The sequence below is a fragment of the Bacillus salacetis genome, assembly GCF_003581585.1.
GTDB lineage: Bacteria > Bacillota > Bacilli > Bacillales > Bacillaceae_B > Rossellomorea > Rossellomorea salacetis.
In genome coordinates this window covers 108219-126850 of the sequence record NZ_QXIR01000003.1, presented here as the reverse complement: position 1 = coordinate 126850, position 18632 = coordinate 108219, and the positions used below count along the sequence as shown (strand labels likewise).

The 18632-nt window shown below is 46.5% G+C and carries 21 protein-coding genes; 17 read left to right on the top strand and 4 right to left on the bottom strand.

Annotation, left to right across the window (positions count from 1 at the left end; translation table 11 throughout):
- Positions 1 to 35 precede the first annotated feature (35 nt).
- From D3H55_RS03690 to D3H55_RS23995, 4 genes are all read left to right on the top strand, one after another.
- Positions 36 to 560, top strand: coding sequence for a Spo0B C-terminal domain-containing protein (locus tag D3H55_RS03690; RefSeq protein ID WP_119545564.1), 525 nt, complete (start codon positions 36 to 38; stop codon positions 558 to 560).
- A gap of 66 nt (positions 561 to 626) precedes the next feature.
- Positions 627 to 1919 (top strand): GTPase ObgE, encoded by a 1293-nt coding sequence (gene obgE, locus D3H55_RS03685; protein ID WP_119545563.1) that lies wholly within the window; start codon positions 627 to 629, stop codon positions 1917 to 1919.
- Positions 1920 to 1948: 29 nt separating this feature from the next.
- The gene (locus D3H55_RS03680; RefSeq protein ID WP_119545562.1) at positions 1949 to 2404 is read left to right on the top strand and encodes an ACT domain-containing protein; all 456 of its coding nucleotides are present in this window, start codon (positions 1949 to 1951) and stop codon (positions 2402 to 2404) included.
- A 65-nt stretch (positions 2405 to 2469) separates the two neighbouring features.
- Positions 2470 to 2652: a hypothetical protein gene (locus D3H55_RS23995; protein ID WP_168412948.1), complete on the top strand. Its 183-nt coding sequence runs from the start codon at positions 2470 to 2472 to the stop codon at positions 2650 to 2652.
- Here D3H55_RS23995 and D3H55_RS03675 read toward each other — a convergent pair.
- Positions 2649 to 3194 carry a transcription repressor NadR gene (locus D3H55_RS03675; protein ID WP_119545561.1) on the bottom strand — a complete coding sequence of 182 codons (546 nt, stop codon included), beginning with the start codon at positions 3192 to 3194 and terminating at the stop codon, positions 2649 to 2651. The genes D3H55_RS23995 and D3H55_RS03675 overlap by 4 nt on opposite strands.
- 29 nt (positions 3195 to 3223) lie before the next feature.
- A complete protein-coding gene (locus D3H55_RS03670; protein WP_119545560.1) occupies positions 3224 to 4360 on the bottom strand; it encodes an IscS subfamily cysteine desulfurase in 1137 nt (378 codons plus the stop codon).
- A 111-nt stretch (positions 4361 to 4471) separates the two neighbouring features.
- On the opposite strand from D3H55_RS03670, the gene nadB reads away from it, so the two are divergent.
- Genes nadB through nadA form a run of 3 tightly spaced genes read left to right on the top strand, consistent with a single transcriptional unit; the run spans position 4472 to position 7992 of the window.
- Positions 4472 to 6052: an L-aspartate oxidase gene (gene nadB, locus D3H55_RS03665; protein WP_119545559.1), complete on the top strand. Its 1581-nt coding sequence runs from the start codon at positions 4472 to 4474 to the stop codon at positions 6050 to 6052.
- Positions 6021 to 6854 carry a carboxylating nicotinate-nucleotide diphosphorylase gene (nadC, locus tag D3H55_RS03660; protein WP_119545558.1) on the top strand — a complete coding sequence of 278 codons (834 nt, stop codon included), beginning with the start codon at positions 6021 to 6023 and terminating at the stop codon, positions 6852 to 6854. Before nadB ends, nadC begins: the two co-directional genes overlap by 32 nt.
- Before the next feature lie 31 nt (positions 6855 to 6885).
- Complete coding sequence (gene nadA / locus D3H55_RS03655) at positions 6886 to 7992, top strand: quinolinate synthase NadA (protein WP_119545557.1); 1107 nt, start codon at positions 6886 to 6888, stop codon at positions 7990 to 7992.
- A gap of 507 nt (positions 7993 to 8499) precedes the next feature.
- Here nadA and D3H55_RS03650 read toward each other — a convergent pair.
- Positions 8500 to 8976 carry a tetratricopeptide repeat protein gene (locus tag D3H55_RS03650; protein WP_240628472.1) on the bottom strand — a complete coding sequence of 159 codons (477 nt, stop codon included), beginning with the start codon at positions 8974 to 8976 and terminating at the stop codon, positions 8500 to 8502.
- Between the two features lie 262 nt (positions 8977 to 9238).
- Between D3H55_RS03650 and safA the strand changes: the two genes are divergently transcribed.
- The 10 genes from safA (at position 9239) to yajC (ending at position 18022) form a co-directional block, all read left to right on the top strand.
- Positions 9239 to 10714, top strand: a complete 1476-nt coding sequence (gene safA / locus D3H55_RS03645; protein ID WP_119545556.1) for a SafA/ExsA family spore coat assembly protein — start codon at positions 9239 to 9241, stop codon at positions 10712 to 10714.
- Positions 10698 to 11669, top strand: a complete 972-nt coding sequence (locus D3H55_RS03640; RefSeq protein WP_240628475.1) for a phosphotransferase — start codon at positions 10698 to 10700, stop codon at positions 11667 to 11669. The genes safA and D3H55_RS03640 overlap by 17 nt, the downstream gene beginning before the upstream one ends.
- Positions 11670 to 11795: 126 nt before the next feature.
- Complete coding sequence (locus D3H55_RS03635; protein WP_240628471.1) at positions 11796 to 12518, top strand: YhcN/YlaJ family sporulation lipoprotein; 723 nt, start codon at positions 11796 to 11798, stop codon at positions 12516 to 12518.
- 349 nt (positions 12519 to 12867) lie between these two features.
- Complete coding sequence (locus D3H55_RS03630) at positions 12868 to 13437, top strand: intercompartmental signaling factor BofC (RefSeq protein WP_119545554.1); 570 nt, start codon at positions 12868 to 12870, stop codon at positions 13435 to 13437.
- 207 nt (positions 13438 to 13644) lie between these two features.
- On the top strand, positions 13645 to 14253 hold the full coding sequence (ruvA, locus tag D3H55_RS03625) for a Holliday junction branch migration protein RuvA (protein ID WP_119545553.1): 609 nt from the start codon (positions 13645 to 13647) through the stop codon (positions 14251 to 14253).
- 24 nt (positions 14254 to 14277) lie between these two features.
- Positions 14278 to 15279, top strand: coding sequence for a Holliday junction branch migration DNA helicase RuvB (gene ruvB / locus D3H55_RS03620; protein ID WP_119545552.1), 1002 nt, complete (start codon positions 14278 to 14280; stop codon positions 15277 to 15279).
- A complete protein-coding gene (locus D3H55_RS03615) occupies positions 15276 to 15482 on the top strand; it encodes a DUF2905 domain-containing protein (RefSeq protein WP_119545551.1) in 207 nt (68 codons plus the stop codon). The genes ruvB and D3H55_RS03615 overlap by 4 nt, the downstream gene beginning before the upstream one ends.
- Before the next feature lie 29 nt (positions 15483 to 15511).
- Positions 15512 to 16540, top strand: coding sequence for a tRNA preQ1(34) S-adenosylmethionine ribosyltransferase-isomerase QueA (gene queA / locus D3H55_RS03610; RefSeq protein WP_119545550.1), 1029 nt, complete (start codon positions 15512 to 15514; stop codon positions 16538 to 16540).
- A gap of 22 nt (positions 16541 to 16562) precedes the next feature.
- On the top strand, positions 16563 to 17702 hold the full coding sequence (gene tgt, locus D3H55_RS03605) for a tRNA guanosine(34) transglycosylase Tgt (RefSeq protein ID WP_119545549.1): 1140 nt from the start codon (positions 16563 to 16565) through the stop codon (positions 17700 to 17702).
- 59 nt (positions 17703 to 17761) lie between these two features.
- The gene (yajC, locus tag D3H55_RS03600; RefSeq protein WP_119545548.1) at positions 17762 to 18022 is read left to right on the top strand and encodes a preprotein translocase subunit YajC; all 261 of its coding nucleotides are present in this window, start codon (positions 17762 to 17764) and stop codon (positions 18020 to 18022) included.
- 124 nt (positions 18023 to 18146) lie between these two features.
- On the opposite strand, the gene D3H55_RS03595 is transcribed toward yajC, so the two are convergent.
- On the bottom strand, positions 18147 to 18533 hold the full coding sequence (locus tag D3H55_RS03595; RefSeq protein WP_240628470.1) for a TIGR04086 family membrane protein: 387 nt from the start codon (positions 18531 to 18533) through the stop codon (positions 18147 to 18149).
- Positions 18534 to 18632 lie beyond the last annotated feature (99 nt).

Here is an 18632-nt window from a genome sequence, read left to right as displayed (position 1 = left end):
TAAGAAAAGTCCGAATTTTTGTAGGGAGTTTTTTGATGAAGAATGAATGGAACCTGGTTGAGGCACTCAGGCATGCCCGCCATGACTGGATGAATAGATTACAATTGATCAAAGGAAATATGGACCTGGGGAGAACGGACAGGGCAAGACAGATCATCGAGGAAATCGTTGGAGAAGCTCAGAATGAATCAAAACTCTCTAACTTAACACTGCCGAAATTTGCTGAGCTGATGCTGACGTATAATTGGCAGACCCAATTCATCAAGGTAGAGTTTGAAGTTCTGCAAGCAGAAAAGCATGGACTTGATGATGGACGCCTATATGAGTGGTTCATCGGATTTTTCTCTGTTTTGGAGAAAACGGTCATGGCCTATGCAGAAAACAATTTGGTCATCATCATCAATATTTCCCAGGAGGATGCACGGTTTGAATTGGATTTTAATGGGATAATAGAAGATAGGGACACCCTACGGAATTGGATGGCTCAGCAAAATGAAGATGTAACCATCCATACGCTTGAAAGTGAAGGGTTTTTAATGACCCTGCGTTTAAATACATAATCCAAAGAGGCAGAAATCTTTAGGGGAAAGATGATTCCCTGCCCTTTTTTTAAGGAGTGAAAATAAATGTTTGTCGATCAGGTCAAGATTTACACCAAAGGCGGCGATGGAGGCAATGGAATGGTTGCTTACCGCCGTGAAAAATATGTACCGAACGGTGGTCCCGCAGGCGGAGACGGCGGAAACGGTGCAGATGTGGTATTTGAAGTGGATGAAGGGCTGCGCACTTTAATGGATTTCCGTTATCAGCGCCATTTCAAAGCACCGCGCGGGGAACATGGAATGAGCAAGAACATGCACGGCAGAAATGCAGAGGACATGATTGTCAAAGTACCGCCGGGCACCATTGTCAAAGATGACGATACCGGGGAATTGATTGCGGATTTAACGGAACACGGGCAAAGAGCTGTCATTGCCAAGGCGGGCCGTGGAGGAAGAGGGAACACCCGCTTCGCCACACCTGCAAACCCTGCTCCTGAACTGTCCGAAAAAGGAGAGCCGGGCCAGGAACGTTATGTTGTCCTTGAGTTGAAGCTGCTGGCTGATGTAGGGCTTGTAGGGTTCCCGAGTGTCGGTAAATCAACACTGCTGTCCATTGTGTCTGCCGCAAAGCCGAAGATCGGTGATTATCATTTCACAACGATTGCACCGAACCTCGGAATGGTTGAAACGGAAGACGGGCGCAGCTTCGTCATGGCCGACCTGCCGGGATTGATTGAAGGCGCTCATGAAGGTGTCGGATTGGGGCATCAATTCCTGCGTCACATCGAGCGTACCCGGGTTATCGTTCATGTCATTGATATGAGCGGCCTTGAGGGACGCGATCCATATGAGGATTACCTGACCATCAATGCAGAGTTGAAAGCGTATAATCTGCGTTTGACAGAGCGTCCGCAAATCATTGTTGCGAATAAGATGGATATGCCGGATTCTGAAGAAAACCTCAAGAATTTCAAGGAAAAGATGGAAGAGGATTTCCCTGTATTCGGTATCTCTGCCGTTACACGCCAAGGGCTGCGCGATCTTTTATTCGCCATTGCGGATAAATTAGAGGAGACACCTGAGTTTGCCATGTTTGAAGAGGAAGACGAGGAAACGAAAGATCAGCGTGTCCTTTATAAACATGAGAAAGCAGAACAGGAATTCATCATTACTAGAGAACCGGACGGCACTTTTGTCGTCAGCGGTGCAAAAATAGAGAGACTGTTCAAGATGACCGACTTCAGCCGGGAAGAATCTCAAAAAAGATTTGCGCGTCAATTGCGTACCATGGGAGTCGACGAAGCACTCAGGGAAAGAGGAGCCAAAGACGGCGATACAGTCAGATTGCTTGAATTCGAATTTGATTTCGTGGATTGATGTAAGCATTTTTATTGGGGGAACCTGTCTTGCGAAAAAAACCACAGGACGAAAAGTTTTATTTGGTCAGGGAAGATGTGCTTCCTGATGCCATGAAGAAAACCTTGCAGGCCAAAGAGCTCATCGAACGAGGGAAAGCCGATTCTGTCTGGGAAGCGGTCCGCAGCATCGATTTGAGCCGGAGCGCCTACTATAAATACCGTGATACGGTCTTCCCTTTCCACACCATTGTGAAGGAACGGATCATCACCTTGTTCTTTCATCTTGAAGACCGTTCCGGTACCCTCTCCTTTTTGCTTGGGGAGGTAGCCAGAAATGGCTGCAATATCTTGACGATCCACCAGACCATTCCATTGCAGGGAAGGGCCAATGTTACACTTTCCCTCAATGTGGCAGATATCAAGGTGGATATCGAAGAAATGCTGAGCAACTTAAGGAAATTGGAATTTGTTGAAAAGGTGGAAATGCTGGGCTCTGGAGCCTAGCATTTTTTTGTGCGCGCGGAAGGTAATGGAATCGGTTTTATAGTATTGGCAAAGCCGTTGATAGAATGCCGCAAGTCGTTGATAGACGGGGCAAAGTCGTCGATAGACATACCAATGTCGACGATAGAACCGCAAAACTCGTGATAGCCCCGCAAAAGTGCTCGATAAACGGAGCAAACTCATCGATAGAATACAAAACCAAAAACAAAAAGGACACCCGCAGAGGGGCATCCTTTTTGGCTTTCTAAGAGTATGATTCAATCAGGAACCCGGCATCTTTCAACGCTTTTTCTGCGTCGGCCATGACCTTCTCATTCGGAGCAGAGATGGTATGGAGGTGGATGCCGTCTGTGAGTTCGGAAAGGTATGAAGCGTTGGTATCATTGATCTTATTCAGGAATTGCTTCACTTCCCTTCGGTTGGACACCATGATGGAAGCTGTAAGGTCCCCGTATACTTTGTGCTCGATCCGGACATCTTTTACCAGGATTCCGTGATCGACCAGCAGATTCAGTTCTTCTTCCGTTCTGTCGGGAGTATGTTTGCAGGCGATGGTTTTTTCTACAGTGCCCTCCGGCTGTTTCGGCTGCAGATACAGGTAGCCCTGGCTTGTCGCGATGATCGGTTCTTCCCTGGCTTTCAACAAGGTGATGTCGCTGACGATGACCTGGCGGCTGACGTTGGTGAATTTAGCCAGGTCTCCTCCTGTGATTGGGACACCTTCATCACGGAGCTTCGTTAATATCAGGTTTCTTCGTTCTTCTCCAAGTATTTTTTTGCCTTTTGACATAGAATTTCCCCTCTCCATTGAAACAGAAGCTATTGTCCATAATGTGAATTTGCAATATCGGCAAGAGCCTGTACAAGCTCTTTAACATCCTCTTTGGTTGTATCTTTTCCAAAAGATATCCGGATAAACTCTTTTCCTTCCTCTTCAGAGAGGCCGAGAGCATTTACCGTTTTGGAGATGGCTTGCCGGCCAGTCTGGCAGGCGCTTCCCGTCGAGATGCCAAACCCTCTTCTATTACATTCTAACATGACCCACTGGCCCTGGAGGCCATTTATGCATAATCCGATCACATGCGGCATCTGCGACTCTGCAGGTGCTTCAAGTATTGAAACTGAATCCCCCAATGCCTTCTTCATCCCGTTGACAAACCATGTCCTTAAGTCCTTGAATTTTACAGACTGAAAATTTTGGCAGGCGGTATTGGCAGCAGTTACGAACGCTGCAATACCCGGAGTGTTAACGGTGCCGCCTCTGAGTCCGCCTTCGTGTGACTGATCAGGGAATATCGATCTGGGTGAATGTTTAGGATCGATATAGACTGCCCCGACTCCTTTAGGTCCATAAATCTTATGAGAAGAAACAGACAGGCTGTCCACCATTCTCGCAGCTGATGCAATCTCCATTTTCCCAAACGACTGCACCATATCAGAATGCAGAAGGATTCCCTTCCCTTTAATGAGTCGGGCAGCACCCTCGATATTTTGGACGGAACCGATTTCTCCGTTTGAATGGGCAATTGATATAAGAATCGTATCGTTTCTAATGGCTTCTTTCAATAGATCCAGGGGAAGGAGACCTTCTCTGTCAAAAGGCAGCTTTGTGATTTCGAAACCCTGGTTTTCCAGGTATCCCATTGCCGAATGGACTGAAGAATGTTCAGCAGTCCCAGTAATGATATGTTTACCGCGTTGATGGTTTTCAAGCGCCAGTGAAATGATGCCGAGATGGTTGGCTTCCGTTCCTCCTGATGTAAAATAAATGCCTTCTGAAGGAACACCCATCATCTTCCCCAGTGTCTTCCGGCACTCTTCCAGCAGTCCATCTGCTTTCGCGCCGATGTCATGCAGGCTCGAGGTATTTCCGTAAAAGCCGGAAGCGGCTTCCATGTAAACCTGCAGCGCTTCTGGATCTATAGGCGTGGTAGCTGCATAATCAAAGTATTTCATAGGCTGTACTCCTTTTAGAAAATTCAAAATAAGAAAAAACTCTTGTCATTAGTTTAAATATGTGTAAATATATGTGTCAAGACACCTGTAAAATAATTTGGAGGGTCAGACGTGAAAAGAGCAGACGTCATTATTATCGGCAGCGGGATCGCTGCCTTGCAGACTGCACGGAATTTAAGTCCGGATTTAAATGTGATGATTATCACAAAAGGGAACAGGAAAGGCAGCAATTCCTACATGGCACAGGGCGGAGTAGCGGCTGCTGTAGCTAAGGATGATAGTATATCCAAACATTATCAAGATACATTGGAAGCTGGAAGAGGCCATCATCAGGAGGAAGAAGTGATGGCTCTGGTGAGTGAAGGGCGGGAAATCATCTTGGACCTTATGTCAGAGGGTGCGCCATTTGACAGACAGATTGATGGTTCCTTAAGCCTGGGAATGGAAGGGGCACACAGTACGAGCCGGATTCTTCATTGTGGAGGAGATCAGACAGGCAGGTTTTTAATTGACCATTTATTGAAAACCCTTTCAGACAATATCTGCTGGATTGAAGAACAGATGGTTTTTGACCTGATACAGGACAGGAATGGCAGATGCATTGGCGTCAAGGCATTGGATCGCGCGGGGGCGGCCTGCTCCTATATGGCGCCGAATATTGTGCTGGCAGCAGGAGGGACGGGCGGCCTGTATTCCTCAACCTCCAATCACCCGACTGTCACCGGCGATGGAATGGCTCTTGCATTCAGGGCAGGTGCCGAAATAGCGGATGCGGAGTTCATCCAGTTTCATCCAACGCTTCTGTTTGTTGAAGGCAGGACAAAAGGTCTTATATCTGAAGCGGTCAGGGGCGAAGGTGCCGAGTTGGTCAATGATATTGGAGAGCGGATAATGGACGGCGTTCATCCGTTAAGGGAACTGGCTCCGAGACATATAGTCGCTCAGCAGATTTTTACACAAAGACAGATGGGGAGAGATGTCTATTTATCTATTGATTCCATCACAAACTTTCAGGAAAAGTTTCCTTCCATCACGGATATGTGCATACAGAACGGCATTGATTTATCCCTTGGAAAGATTCCGGTATCGCCTGGATGCCATTTTATGATGGGAGGCATTGTCATTGATCCAGCCGGCAGGACCAATGTCGAAGGGCTGTTTACAATCGGGGAAGCTGCATGCAGCGGAGTACATGGAGCAAACAGGCTTGCAAGCAACTCGCTTCTTGAGGGGCTGGTCTATGGAAAGAGACTGGCGGCCTGGATCAATAACCAAGGAAAACATCCTTCGCAGATTCTTTTAGAAGAGCAGGAAATGAAAAAGACTGCCAAGGAAAAAGAAACATTTGAAGTAGGGGAATTCCAGGCACGGATGATGGAATCAGCAGGGATAATAAGAGAGGGAGCAAAGCTTCAGGAACATCTGGAGTGGCTTCAATCGATAGATTTTCAGTTTGAAGAAGAGTTGGGAAATCTCCATCCCCGGGATGTCCAGAAATACTTTATGTGGATCAACGGCATGATTGTGACCAAGGCGGCCCTCCTGAGAACGGAGAGCCGCGGGGGACATATCAGGAGTGACTTCCGCGAGGAGGATCCCGCTTGGAGGAAGAAGCGGATCATTCATAGATTAGAAGACGGAGAGATGAGGATGTGGTTGGATGAACAAATTAAAACTAAAATCTATGCTTGAGCAATTTTTTCTGGAGGACATTGGCGAGGGAGACCTCAGTTCCCAGGCTCTGTTCAATGAACAGGATCACAGCACATTTCACTTCATTGCGAAAGAATCCGGGGTATTCTGCGGTAGTGAAGTCATCAGGAGCGGATTTCATATCATGAGTCCGGATATCGAGGTGGCAATTTTTGCTGCAGACGGTGAAGGGATTGAAGCGGGAACAGTGATTGCCGAAGTTGCCGGGCCGTCAGCAGATCTTCTGCAGGCAGAAAGGGTAATTCTGAACCTTGTGCAGAGAATGAGCGGGATTGCGACACAGACCAAACAAGCAGTCGATCTTGCGGGAAGCTATCGTGTGCGGGTTTGTGATACACGCAAAACGACTCCCGGACTGCGGATGCTTGAAAAATATGCAGTTAGATGCGGCGGCGGCTTCAATCATCGTAATGGATTGTATGATGCCGTCATGCTGAAGGACAATCATATATCTTTTCTAGGGTCGATTGACTCTGCAGTAAAGGAAGTCAAAAGCAAGCTGGGCCACACCGTAAAAGTGGAAGTGGAAATCGAAACCCGGGAAGGACTAAGGGAAGCGATTGAATGTGGAGCGGATATCATCATGTTCGATAACCGGACTCCGGAAGAGATTGCCGAGTGGCTTGAAGATGTCCCACCGCATATCATCACGGAGGCTTCCGGAGGAATTCAGATGGAGAATATAGTGGATTATGCCAAAACGGGAATCAACTATATTTCGCTTGGTTTTCTGACCCACAGCGTCAGAGGGCTTGATATCAGCGCCAAAGTGATGAATTAACCATGGTGATAACGAAAGGGGTAAAACAATTGTGAGCGTATTGCAGACCTTAATGAAAAACACATATGAACTTCCAGGGAAATATAAGGAAATGTCCGCCGGGGAAATGGAGGGAAGAGTCAGGGAAATCAAAGCACAACTTGGAAAGAGGCTCTTCATACCAGGCCACCATTATCAAAAAGATGAAGTGATCCAATTTGCGGATACGACGGGTGATTCACTGCAGCTTGCCCAGGTTTCCGCTGCTAACGGTGACGCAGAGTATATTGTCTTCTGTGGTGTGCACTTTATGGCAGAGACAGCTGATATTCTGACAAATGAAAACCAAAAAGTCATCCTTCCCGATATGAGGGCAGGCTGCTCAATGGCCGACATGGCAGATATCCACCAAACGGAAAGGGCTTGGGAAAAGCTGCAGCATCAATTCGGTGATACCATTCTCCCGCTTACCTACGTAAATTCGACTGCCGCAATTAAGTCGTTTGTCGGTAAGAATGGCGGAGCAACGGTGACGTCTTCGAATGCCCATAAAATGGTGGAGTGGGCGCTTGAGCAAAAAGAAAGGATACTCTTCCTGCCGGACCAGCACCTGGGCAGGAATACTGCCGCTGATCTTGGTATCGCGCTTGAAGATATGGCTGTGTGGGATCCGATCACGAATGAGCTTCTTTTTGAGGGAGATGCCGACCAAATAAAAGTCATTCTGTGGAAAGGCCATTGTTCGGTACATGAAAACTTTACACTGAAAAATATTGCTGATGTCCGTGAGCAATCTCCTGAAATGAAAATCATCGTACATCCGGAATGCCGCAGGGAAGTGGTAGAAGCATCCGATGACAACGGATCAACCAAGTATATTATTGAGACCATTAAAAAAGCAGCACCTGGCACCTCATGGGCGATCGGAACCGAAATGAACCTGGTCAAGAGACTGATCAATGAACATACAGATAAAAATATCATTTCCCTGAATCCCCATATGTGCCCATGCTTAACAATGAACAGAATCGATCTTCCCCATTTATTATGGTCTTTGGAGAATATCGTGGAAAGCAAACCTGAAAACATCATCAAAGTGGATGAAGATGTTGCACATAATGCCGTTCTTGCATTGGATCGAATGCTTGCAAGGGCGTAAATTCAGAGGGTCAGCCTGAAAGAGGGGCTGGCCCGATTTTTGTCTTTTTTTTAGGCTCTTTCCGTCAACTTTTTTGCTATTCAAGATATATTTCAAATAACATTCTGGTAAATCACTGTAAATACCCCGGTGAGCAGGAAAGAAGAGCTCCTCGTTCTTTTTTCGAGAGTAAAACCTTTGAATACAGGGGGGAATCCGGCACCTGCGATTTTTTCGAAAGCTATAATATAGGCGAAAACAGCCTTTTTTTAAGGTTTAAGGCTGCCAGTCCTGCCAAAAGGAGCGGCAGAGGGAGGTTTTGCTCGCACACAGCCTGAAAATCGGGCAGTATTGCCGGCTAATTCGACAAAGTGAGGTGGGCTAAGTCTGGTATTCTGTCCCGAATCCCCAAAAAACAGGGTCCCCTGATGGAAAGAGGGAGTATCCCATCTCCCAAGCGGGAAAATCCGCAAAACAAGCTGCCATTCCAGCCCGCCCACTTAAGACAATTAGATTCTTTTTAAAGCCCTACCGCCAGACTTTATCAACATCCTCGCTGTAAAATCGCAGGGCTTTTTCATATTTCCTGATCCACTCCTCGGATGAACCGGAAACAAGATCAGCAAGCATATTCGTGAAAGCCTTTTTATGGTCTCCCTTATTATAGAGGGTCATGTTATAAAAGACTTTCATGGCCGGATTCTCAGGAAACTCACTCAGCCCCTTCTCCAAAACTTCCCCGGCAAAGTCATATTCCCCGATGCACCTATAACTGCTCCCCAGCTGAATGTAGGCTGCCTCACGAAGATCACCGGAAACTCCGTTTTCCAAAGCGCGCCGGTAATAGGGGATTGCTTTTGTTTCATAACCTAAAGCATCATTTACAGCTGCGCAATGATAATTTATTACTGGATCTTCAGGTGAATCATTTATCATAGCCTCGAGCATCACTTTCGCTTCATCATATTCTTTATTAGATATTTTTACTAAGGCTTCTTCCAGCATAAAAGCACCTCCTGAAGTGAAATGTAACAGAATCGTATCACTATAATGAATAAACCGGAAGCGTGATACAGGAAAAACAATCGCTTTATGCTTCTTCCAAAGACTCGAAGAACGTGAAAAAGCATTGTAGGAATCAAAGCCGGACAGCCTCCGAAGGTATATTTATTTCTGGGAATTCATAAGTATTTGTGTAGATTGTTAGCACTTTGCCTATTTATTGACATAGGATATATAGACTTATGCCTGAGGAGGGGAATAAATAGTGAAGATCCATATCGTACAAAAAGGAGATACTCTTTGGAATATCAGTAAAAAATATGGAGTGAATTTCGAAGAGCTAAAGAAAATGAATGCCCAGCTGTCCAATCCTGATATGATCATGCCTGGTATGAAAATAAAAGTTCCGACGTCAGGCGGGATGGTTAAAAAGGAGATGGCAGTAAAAAAAGAAATGCCGAAAGCAGAGCATCCATTTGCTCAGCAGAAACCGGCTGCCATGCCGGTCCAAACACCTAAAGAAGCCGTCAAGCCAAAGAAAGAAATGCCTGTGAAAGAAATGCCAAAAAAACCATATACACCGAAAATGCCGCAGCCGGTCATACCGGAAATCGATATCAATAACTACTACATGATGAATATGGCAAACATGCAAATGCAGACACAGCCGCAGGCAAAGCCGAAAACACCAAAGGCGCCTGTGATGCCAAAAGCACCAAAAACACCAAAAGCTCCAGTCATGGGAGAATCGGAAAAGGCTCCGCAAAAGATGCCGAAAGTTCCAAAAGCACCTGTGCTGCCTAAACTACAAGATATGCCGGACACTGTTGCAGGTGTCCAGGATGAAGAAAGTCCGGGGGGACCACAAATGCAAATGCCTTATCCACAACAACCAATGCAGGAATATTGTTATCCAGTTTCGCCAGTAATGCCTGGAAGCGGCCTGGGTCCAATGCAAGGAGGACATCCAATGCATGGCGGCTATCCAATGCAAGGCGGTTATCCTATGGGGCAGGTCCAGGGAGCTTCCATGATGCCTCAAGGACTGCCTGGCATGCAGCAAATGCCGATGGGATATGAGGAAGAATCCTCTTCCTTCATGCCTTATACGCCTCAGCAGCAAATGGGAGCTCCGATGGGCAGCCAAATGATGGGGCCGATGGGATCACCATCCACTGTAGCAGGAGTGCAAGACGATGGAGGTTTTCCCGGCCAAATGCCTATGGGAGGCATGCAGCCGCAAATGGGTCCAAATCCGGGAATGATGGGGCCTGGAATGATGGGTCCGGATGGCTGTTATCCGGTATCACCGGTAATGCCTGGCCCGGGATTCGGAAATCCGGGTATGATGTCACCAGCTGGTCACGGAAACCCAGGACCGGGGTATGGTAACCCTTATGGCCAAATGCCTCAGGTTCAAGGAGCTATGATGGAAGAGTCACCAGGCATGTATGGCGGCGCACCAATGCAGCAAGGAGGCTGCGGATGCGGCGGGCCTGCGCCAATCGGACAGTATGGACCGGGTCCTGCTGGAATGCAAGGGCAAGGAATGCAGGGGATGCAAGGAATGCAAGGAATGCAAGGAATGCAGGGAATGCAGGGAATGCAGGGAATGCCTTATGGGCAGGGCATGATGTCACCGCAAGGACCAGGAATGATGCAGCCAGGAGCGGGCTATCCGGGAATGTACGGTCCAGGGCCGTTCGGAATGCCGCGTTTTGACGATGATTTTGAAGACTAAAGAAAAGGGTGGAGACGGTTTTCAAAATCGTCTCCTTTTCCTATTAAAAGAAACACTTGGAGACGAAAGCATTCGGATAACCAAAATAAAAGAAGGCAAATGGAGGGTGCAGGCTGGAAAAGACCAATGGTTCCTTAAGCTGTATCCGACAAGGCAAAAGTTCCAATTGCAAAGAGCGGTGGCTCAAGCGCTTCATCAAGAGGGATTTTTAAGAACCCCTGGGTATCATCCTGTTCATGAAGGCAGCAGTGAGATGAAGCTCGATGAAAAAATTGCCGGTCTTACTGAATGGGTGCATACTGGCAAAATATTTACGTATCATACCTTCAAAGATAGGCATGATGCTCTCTCTGTCGTGGAAGGTTTTCATGATTCATCCAGAAGGATCCTCAAAAAAGACAGCATCCAGTTTCTGCCCGGGCAGGTGCTGATTGAAAAATGGAAGAAAAGACTACAAGAATTTCGCAGTAACAGGCAGAATTTGAGTGAATATGTTCCGTTGGCAATGATTGATTCGTATATACAAATCGGCCAGACAGCTCTTTTGGGTTTGCTGCAGCATGGTTTTTCAGATGAATCCTGTATCCTCCATGGAGATTTGGCTCATCATAACTTTATCCGCGGTACCAACAATGAAATGTATCTGATCGATCTTGATTTGATCACCAGAGGTCCCTGCGAGATTGATTATATCCAATTTGCAAACAGGATTCTTCCGTTTTGCGGCTGGTCCCTCGATAAGCTGTGGAGACATAAGCCTTTATCGGAGTATAAGGATGACAAGGCATTCTTATTTGGGATCCTTTTCCCATCGGATATTTTCAGGGAGTGGAACCGTTTTTTTCGCGAAGGAACTATTTATCGGCATAATGTCTGGAATTATCTCATGGAGCTGACGGTGAATCAGTTTCATCACAGAATGGTATGCAGCCGGGATATCCAGAGCTTGTTATGACTTCAATCCAAATACAGGAGAGATGCCCAGCTTTTTTACGGTAAATAACAGAATCATCTCTGAACGATCTCCGCAAGCTAACAGAGAGCAGTCATGCTCAAAGTTTGTGGAAAGAGGGTGACGTCATTGCAGAAGAAGCTTTTGCTGATTCCTATGTCTGTTATGTTCCTTGGAGCCTGTAATGGAGCAGAAGATGCTGTTGGCGGGCAAAACGAGAATGCATACGAGCCAATGGGTTTCTATTCCAATGCCGGACACGGGGATGACCGGAATGAGGATAGGGATGGCCCTTTGACTGAATGGTATGATCATTCACTCGGGCAGGAAGGCAAGGCAATCCGGGAAGGCAAGAGGCGGTATCTTCAGGTAACAGATGAAAACGGAAATCCACAAAACCCTTCCAAACCCCTGGCGGAGACTGACCGAAACTACTTCCTTCAGGATGGAAGAGCAAGTCATAGTGATGCCAATTACCACGGTCATCTTGACGACAATACTCGAAAGGCCAGACAGTCGTACTACACTGCTTATGAAGGTGATCTTGCTGAAAAGATTGCGGATGTAACGGCGTCGGTTGAGAATGTGAATGATGTAAGGTCAGTCACGTATGGGACTGATGTCCTGATTGCGGTGGATTTGGATGATCACAGCCAGTTTGAGCAAACAAAGGAAGAAATCACGAAGGCAGTCCAGCCTTATTTAAAGGGAAGGACCGTTACAGTAGCTGAAGATGAAGGAACCTTCAGCCGCCTGAGAAATATTGATAATGATTTGCGTGACGGCGGGCCGCGTGAAGCGATCCAAATGGATATCCATGATATCATCAGGACAATAAGAGGCGAAAGATAAAGCGGGGAAGCTGATTCCTCGCTTTTTTGTATATGGCTCTTTTCGTTAACTTTGTTGCTATTCACTATAAATCTCAAATAAAGTCCTGGAAAATCCCCGGTGAGCAGGGAAGAAAAGAGCTGCTCGTTCTTTTTTGAGAGTAAAACCTTTGAATACAGGGGGAAAATCCGGCATCTGGGATTTTTTAGAAAGCAACAGTATATGCGAAAACAGCCTTTTATATTGAAGATTGGTGAAAATCCACTTTAAGGGGATAGGATTGTTAAAAAATGGTCAGACTATTACCAGTAAGGTTCAATGGTATTCGGGTTTGAAAAGAATTTAAATATTTGAGTATGAGGTGATCACGATGACGGTTAAAATTCGGCTCGTGTTTATGGTGCTGCTCCTGATGGGAGCCTTTTACTTCACTTTCTTCCATGATGACGGGAAGATGGGAAAAGAAGCAGCGGAAAATCCGGCGGCTTCCCAGCAAACGGATGCTGATCCAGATCCTGCTGTACATACAGTGGATGTCATCTTGGAACGGGTCTATTTGGATGGTGAGGTAAGCGAAGAAATCAAATCCGAAACAATCTGGTCAATGGAAGATTTCTGGGCTGCATATGCAGCATGGGAACTGGTGGATATGTCGGAGGAACAGGTCGTGTTCCGCCAGGCAGTCGATGATATTTCTCCATTGATGAAATCAAACGGGTATTTCGGGATTTCAGATGAAGGGGTGCTTTCCATCTTCAACGGGAAGCCGGGACAATCTGAAATCATCCAATCTTTCTTCCAAATCGATATTAAAAGGCTTGAAAGCAAGCAGCATGATGAACTTGTCAAAGGGATCCCTGTGAAATCCAAGCAAAGCTATGAGCAGGTCATTCAAAGCTTCCAGCCATATTCCATGAATGATGATGCTTCTTTTGAGTAAAACCGGCTGTATTACCTGGCCGGTTATTTTTTTATCGGCTTAAAAGAACCAAAAAAGAACAGTTTAATGCATGGTATTTGTTTCTTTCTCCCGTTTTTTTGTTAAAATAAGAACAGGTGTTTCGGGTAGTGGTTGTGACCTGATCAGTAACACCGATTTTCATGTACTTATGGTACAATGTAGTGATTAAGGGAGAGAAGATAAATCATGTATGAATATATAAATGGAACCGTGAAAAGAGTGGGCCCGGAATATGTGGTCCTTGAAAACAATGGCCTGGGGTACCAGATTTTCACCAGCAACCCGTTTCTGTTTTCTAAATTTGAAAATCAAAATACGACAATCTATACATATCAGCATGTTAGAGAAGATATTTTGGCTTTGTATGGTTTTTTGACCATGGAAGAAAAAATGTTATTCATCAAGTTATTGAATGTGTCGGGTATCGGTCCTAAGGGAGCGCTGGCTATCCTTGCCTCCGGTGCACCGGAACAGGTGATTTCAGCCATTGAAGGGGAGGACGAACGGTTTTTGACAAAGTTCCCAGGTGTAGGGAAAAAGACGGCAAGACAGATGATCCTCGATTTGAAAGGGAAACTGCAGGACGTTGTCCCTGACTACTTTCCTAACCTCTTTCAGGAAGGGAAGCATCAGCCGGTTTCCGGCAATGAAGAGCTTGTGGAGGAAGCAGCTCTTGCATTGAAGGCGCTCGGTTATTCCGAAAGGGAAATCAAAAAAGTGACTCCGAAACTGGCATCAGAAGGCAAATCGACTGATGAACTCATAAAAGATGCATTGAAATTATTACTGAAATAATCCTGAGAAAAGGAGGAGGAGCAGTTGGAAGAAAGAGTTGTGTCTTCAGAAGCAGAAACCAGTGACCATTCCTTTGAACTTTCTTTGAGACCACAGACGTTGAATCAATATATAGGACAGGATAAAGTTAAAGACAACTTAAGCATTTTCATTGAGGCGGCGAGAATGAGGCAGGAGACATTGGACCATGTTCTCCTGTACGGTCCACCAGGGCTTGGTAAAACCACGCTCGCCGCTGTCATTGCAAATGAGATGGGCGTGAATCTAAGGACTACATCCGGGCCTGCTATCGAGCGGCCCGGAGACCTTGCGGCTATTCTGACTTCCCTTGAACCCGGTGATGTTCTGTTCATTGATGAAATCCACCGGCTTCCCCGTTCAATCGAGGAGGTGCTATATCCGGCAATGGAAGATTTCTGCCTTGATATCGTCATCGGCAATGGTCCGAGTGCAAGGTCAGTCCGCCTTGATCTGCCCCCGTTCACCCTGGTTGGAGCAACCACAAGGGCAGGTGCTTTGTCCGCACCGCTGCGGGATCGATTTGGGGTATTATGCAGGCTGGAGTATTATAATGAGGAACAGCTCCGGGAAATTGTGATCCGTACATCCGATATATTGGATACGGTCATTGACGGCATGGCTTCAGTGGAGCTTGCGAGAAGGTCCAGGGGAACACCGAGGATCGCGAACCGGCTGTTGAGGAGGGTGAGGGATTTTGCGCAGGTGAGAGGTAACGGTGAAATCACTGCCGAGCTGGCCAGCCATGCCCTTGAACTGCTACAGGTCGACAGACTCGGCCTGGACCATATTGATCATAAATTGCTGAGGGGAATCATTGAAAGGTTCAGAGGCGGACCAGTCGGCCTTGATACCATTGCAGCAAGCATCGGTGAGGAATCCCACACAATCGAAGATGTTTATGAGCCCTATCTGCTGCAAATCGGGTTTTTACAGCGGACCCCCAGAGGAAGAGTTGTGACATCTTCTGTATACGAGCATTTCGGAATGGAGATTCCTGACTTATGAGCGGGCTGCCGAAGCTGATGATGATTGCAGGAGCGGTCCTCCTGGTTCTTGGCTTTCTAATGGCCTTCACCAAGCTGGGGAGGCTGCCAGGGGATATCATCATCAAAAAAGAGAATTCTACATTCTATTTTCCGGTTATGACATCCATAATCGCGAGTGTTGTGTTATCATTGATTTTTTATATAATTGGCAGATTTAGATAAGACATAATTTGAAAAGTAAGGTGAGAGCTTTGAAGGTTGAAGATTTTGATTTCCATTTACCGGAGGAATTGATTGCACAGACACCTCTGGAAAAACGTTCAGAAAGCAGGCTGATGGCCATCGACCGCAAGACAGGCAGCCTGCAGCATAAGCAATTCAAGGACATTACCGGCTTCCTGCAAGAAGGAGATTGCCTTGTATTGAACGATACCCGGGTCCTTCCCGCCCGTTTGTTCGGGATAAAAGAGGATACAGGAGCGAAAATAGAAGTGCTTCTTCTTAAGCAGGAAGAGGGGGACAAGTGGGAGACACTGGTCAAACCTGCCAAAAGGGTTAAGGCCGGGACCAAAATCTCTTTCGGGGAAGGGAAATTGACGGCAGTTTGTACCGGAGAGAAGGAACAGGGAGGAAGAATCCTCGAATTCCAATATGAAGGTATCTTCTATGAAGTTCTCGATGAACTCGGTGAAATGCCACTTCCCCCGTATATCAGTGAAAAGCTGGAAGACCAGGACAGGTATCAAACGGTGTTTGCCCGTGAAAGAGGATCTGCTGCAGCACCGACGGCAGGGCTTCATTTTACCGAAGAGCTCTTGGATGAAATCAGGTCGAAGGGTATCCATGTAGCGTTCATAACGCTGCATGTGGGACTTGGCACATTCCGTCCGGTATCAGTCGATAGTATCGAGGAACATGACATGCACTCGGAATTCTACCAGATTACCGAAGGGACAGCCCGTCTTCTGAATGGCGTAAAGGAAAGCGGAGGCAGGATCATCACGGTCGGAACGACTTCGACCAGGACCCTCGAAACGATCGCCTCCAAACATGACGGCCGTTTCGCAGAGGAAAGCGGCTGGACTGATATCTTTATTTATCCGGGATATGAGTTCAAGGCGATTGATGGACTTGTTACAAACTTTCATTTGCCGAAGTCAACCTTGATCATGCTTGTCAGTGCTTTTACGAGCAGGGAGATCATCCTTAATGCATACAATACAGCTGTAGAGGAAAAGTACAGGTTTTTCAGCTTTGGCGACAGCATGCTGATCCTGTGAACATTGGAAGGAGTTAGACGATTTGACTGCAATTCGTTATGAACATATCAAAACTTGTAAACAAACTGGAGCGCGTTTGGGCAGGGTGCATACCCCTCACGGCTCTTTTGACACGCCAGTCTTCATGCCTGTCGGAACATTGGCCACAGTCAAGACCATGTCACCGGAAGATCTGAAATCGATGGAAGCGGGGATTATCCTCAGCAATACCTATCATCTCTGGCTGCGCCCCGGACATGAAATAATCAGGGAAGCCGGCGGGCTGCATAAATTCATGAACTGGGACAGGGCTATCCTTACCGATTCAGGCGGTTTCCAGGTGTTCAGCCTGAGTGAATTCCGCCGCATTGAAGAGGAAGGGGTGCATTTCCGCAATCACCTCAACGGCGATAAATTGTTCCTCAGCCCTGAAAAGGCAATGGAAATTCAGAATGCACTGGGTTCGGATATCATGATGGCATTCGACGAGTGCCCTCCTTATCCCGCAGAGCGTGATTATATGAAACGCTCTGTAGAAAGGACATCTAGATGGGCGGAACGCTGCCTTGAGGCACACCAGCGCCCTCAGGACCAGGGTCTGTTCGGGATAGTCCAGGGAGGGGAATATGAAGACCTGCGCAGACAAAGTGCCAAGGATCTCGTTTCTCTGGATTTCCCTGGCTACGCAGTCGGAGGACTGTCCGTCGGGGAGCCGAAGGATGTCATGAACAGGGTGCTGGAATTCACCACACCATTGCTTCCTGATGACAAACCCCGTTACCTGATGGGGGTAGGTTCTCCAGATGCCTTGATTGACGGGGCAATGAGGGGAATCGACATGTTCGATTGTGTTCTTCCTACCCGTATTGCGAGGAATGGCACGCTGATGACAAGCAAAGGGCGCCTGGTGGTGAAAAATGCAAAGTATGCCAGGGATTTCAGCCCGATCGATGAAAATTGTGATTGCTATACATGCCGCAATTACTCAAGGGCTTATATCCGTCACTTGATTAAATGTGATGAATCCTTTGGGATTAGGCTTACGACTTATCATAATCTTCATTTTCTGTTAAAATTGATGGAGCAAGTCAGACAAGCGATTCGAGAAGATCGTCTGGGGGACTTTAGAGAAGAATTTTTTGAAGCATATGGATATAATCGTCCGGATGCCAAAAACTTCTGATTTAGGGATGTTCTTCTTTTATAAGAATACACATCCTAAAACGGAAAGGAGGTCATAGAATGGATACTTTTGCTACTTTAATACCTTTGTTGCTGATGTTCGTACTTTTCTACTTCTTGCTGATTCGTCCTCAGCAAAAACGACAGAAAGCGGTCCAGCATATGCAGAATGAACTGCAAAAAGGTGACAAGATCGTTACAATCGGCGGATTGCATGGTTTCATCGATGCTATCGAAGAAGGAACAATCGTTGTAAAATGCGGAGATGGAAGCCGTCTTACATACGACAGGAACGCTGTCCGTGAAGTCATCAAAGCATAATGTTAAAGCCCCGCAGCCATTGCGGGGCTTTCTTTGTGTCAAGGGGATGGCCATCCTTGACATCCAATATGATTTCACCTGTGGTGCCCAGCTGGCTGGCAGGAAGCTAGTCAGGGGTGCTGCTTTAAGATGTTTTTCCTCCGCTGATGTTGACTCCGAGAATACCGCCCATCATGCAGGTGAGGATGAAGCAGCCATGATAAATCAATTGTTTGATGGAAAACAGGGAATCATAGCCTAAATACTGAAATAAAAACACTCCCAAGGAAAAAATCAATCCTGTGAAACCTCCGAGAACCAGCCCTTTTTCCTTTCCTTTGCCACCCGACATAAATCCTCCAATGAATAATGCCAGGAATGAGATGATTGTTACTGCAAGATTGATCGAGCTTTCTTCAAGGCTTGTGAAACGTAGCAAAAGAGCAAATATAAAGCTTGCTGCAATGGCAATGACCAGAATGGTTCCTGTACCATATAAAATCGCGCTTCCCATTTTCTTGGCTTCTATCATATTCCTCTCCCCTCTGTTCAAACATGAAAAAATCAAGTTTTTCCTAGTACAAGCATATTCACCAAAGAAAAAAATAGACTATAATTTTTGCCGGCCAAG